The following is a 2,680-nucleotide window of genomic DNA, read 5'->3' as shown; positions in this document are numbered from 1 at the left end:
TACGGAGCGAAGCGGCCGAAGTCCTGATCCTGGTTTCCGCCCGGGCCCCACAGGGGGGCCGTTGCTCTTTGAAAAAGAGGGTAAGGAGCAGCAGGTCATGCCGAGGAAAGCCTTTGTCAGAAAGCGAGAGATCGCGCCGGACTCAGTCTACGGGTCTGTCCTGGTCAGCAAGTTCATCAGCAAGATCATGTACCAGGGCAAGAAATCCGTGGCCGAGTCCATTTTTTATGGGGCCATGGACATCCTGAAGGAGAAGACCGGGGAGGATCCGCTCAAGGTCTTCCAGAAGGCCCTCGAGAACGTCAAGCCCGTGCTCGAGGTCAAGTCGCGCCGCGTCGGCGGCGCCACCTATCAGGTGCCCGTGGAGGTCCGCCCCGAGCGCCGCCTCTCCCTGGCCATCCGCTGGCTCATCGAGTTCTCGCGGTCCCGCGGCGAGAAGACCATGACCGAGTGCCTGGCCGGCGAGGTGCTGGACGCCTACAACAACCGCGGTTCCTCCATCAAGAAGCGCGAGGACACGCACAAGATGGCCGAGGCCAACAAGGCCTTCGCCCATTACCGCTGGTAAAGGATCCGGGAATGCCCCGTACGGTCGACCTCGCCCTCCAGAGAAACATCGGCATCATGGCCCACATCGATGCCGGGAAGACCACGACGACCGAGCGCGTGCTCTTCTACACGGGCGTGAACTACAAGATGGGCGAGGTCCACGAGGGCACGGCCACCATGGATTGGATGGTCCAGGAACAGGAGCGGGGCATCACCATCACCTCCGCGGCCACGACCTGTTTCTGGCGCGACTGCCGGATCAACATCATCGACACCCCCGGGCACGTGGATTTCACGGCCGAGGTCGAGCGTTCCCTTCGGGTGCTCGATGGCGCCGTGGGCGTCTTCTGCGGGGTGGCGGGTGTGGAGCCCCAGTCGGAAACGGTGTGGCGTCAGGCCGACAAGTACAAGGTCCCGCGCATCGCCTTCGTGAACAAGATGGACCGGCAAGGCGCCGACTTTGAGCGCGCCCTGAGAATGATGGACGAGCGCCTCCACGCCCGGCCCGTCCCGGTCCACCTTCCCTGGGGAGCGGAGGACACCTTCCAGGGCATCGTGGACCTTGTAGAGATGAAGGCCGTGCGGTGGCTGGACGACACCCTCGGCGCCCAGTTCGTCGTGGAGGAGATCCCCGAGCACCTCCGGGCCCAGGCCGCCTCGTGGCGCGAGAAGCTCGTCGAGATGGCCTGCGAGGAGGACGACGTCCTCCTTCAGCGATACCTCGACGGAAAACCCATCGCCAACGAGGAGATCCGCGCCGCGCTCCGCAAGGGCACCATCGCCATGCACTTCACGCCGGTGCTCTGCGGATCGGCCTTCAAGAACAAGGGCATCCAGCCCCTGCTCGACGGCGTCGTGGACTTCCTGCCCTCCCCCCTGGACATTCCTCCGGTGCGCGGGGTGGACCCGTCTTCGGGCGAGGTCGAGGAGCGCCGCCACAGCGACGACGACCCCTTCTGCGCCCTGGTCTTCAAGATCATGACCGACCCCTTCGTGGGCCAGCTGGCCTTCGTCCGGGTCTACTCCGGGTCCCTCGAGGCCGGATCCTACGTGTGGAACGTCGGCAAGAAGCGCCAGGAGCGGGTGGGGCGCCTCTTGAGGATGCACGCCAACAAGCGCGAGGAGATCGAGGAGGTCCGGGCGGGGGACATCGCCGCCATCGTGGGGCTCAAGGACGTGGTCACGGGAGAGACGCTCGCCCGGCGGGACAAGCCCATCATCCTGGAATCCATGGACTTTCCCGAGCCCGTCATTTCCGTGGCCATCGAGCCGAAGACCAAGGCCGACCAGGAGAAGCTCTCGGGCGCTCTCCTGAAGCTCGCCAAGGAAGACCCCACCTTCAAGCTCCGCGTGGACCCCGATACGGGCCAGACCCTCATTTCGGGGATGGGCGAGCTCCACCTGGAGATCATCGTGGACCGCCTGACCCGGGAATTCGGGGTCCAGGCCGCCGTCGGGCGCCCCCAGGTCGCCTACCGGGAGACGATCACCACCGAGGCCAAGGCGGAGGGCAAGTACATCAAGCAGACCGGGGGTCACGGACAATACGGCCACGTGAAGATCCGCATCGAGCCCCTCGGGGCCGGCGACGGGTTCGCCTTCGAGAACGCCATCACGGGCGGCACGATCCCCAAGGAGTTCATCCCCGCGGTGGAAAAGGGCGTGGCCGAGGCCACCGAAATGGGAGTCCTGGCCGGCTTCCCCGTGAAGGACGTGAAGGTGACCCTGTACGACGGCTCCTTCCACGAGGTCGACAGTTCGGAAATGGCCTTCAAGATCGCCGCCTCCATGGCCTTCAAGGAAGCCGCCGCCAAGGCGGGGCCGGCCCTCCTGGAGCCGGTCATGAAGGTGGAGGTCACGGTCCCCGAGAACTACATGGGGGATGTCATCGGGGATCTCAACTCCCGCCGCGGGAAGATCCAGGCCATGGAGGCCCGCACGAACCTCCAGGTCATCAACGCCATCGTCCCCCTGGCCGAGATGTTCGGTTACGCCACGGCGCTCAGGTCCCTGACCCAGGGCCGGGGCAACTACGTCATGCAGTTCGAGCGATACGAGTTCATGCCCAAGCAGATCGCGGAGGAGATCGTAGCCCGCGTACAGGGCCGTTAGCCAAGGAGGCAGAGTATGT

At 65.1% G+C, this 2,680-nt stretch carries 2 protein-coding genes; both read left to right on the top strand.

Features of this window, described 5'->3' with window-relative positions; all coding sequences use genetic code 11:
• The first annotated feature begins 97 nt into the window (after positions 1-97).
• The gene (gene rpsG / locus AB1824_13430) at positions 98-568 is read left to right on the top strand and encodes a 30S ribosomal protein S7 (protein ID MEW5765962.1); all 471 of its coding nucleotides are present in this window, start codon (positions 98-100) and stop codon (positions 566-568) included.
• A gap of 11 nt (positions 569-579) precedes the next feature.
• Positions 580-2,661, top strand: a complete 2,082-nt coding sequence (gene fusA, locus AB1824_13425) for an elongation factor G (protein MEW5765961.1) — start codon at positions 580-582, stop codon at positions 2,659-2,661.
• The last annotated feature ends 19 nt before the right edge of the window (positions 2,662-2,680 follow it).

Source organism: Acidobacteriota bacterium, assembly GCA_040752915.1.
GTDB lineage: Bacteria > Acidobacteriota > UBA4820 > UBA4820 > DSQY01 > JBFLVU01.
Note: the sequence above shows the minus strand (reverse complement) of the source record. Positions and strands in the feature narration are given on the sequence as shown.

Bases quoted from the DNA above. Each gene is read 5' to 3' on its own strand.
- rpsG (MEW5765962.1), top strand. From the start codon at position 98: ATGCCGAGGAAAGCCTTTGTCAGAAAGCGAGAGATCGCGCCGGACTCA.
- fusA (MEW5765961.1), top strand. From the start codon at position 580: ATGCCCCGTACGGTCGACCTCGCCCTCCAGAGAAACATCGGCATCATG.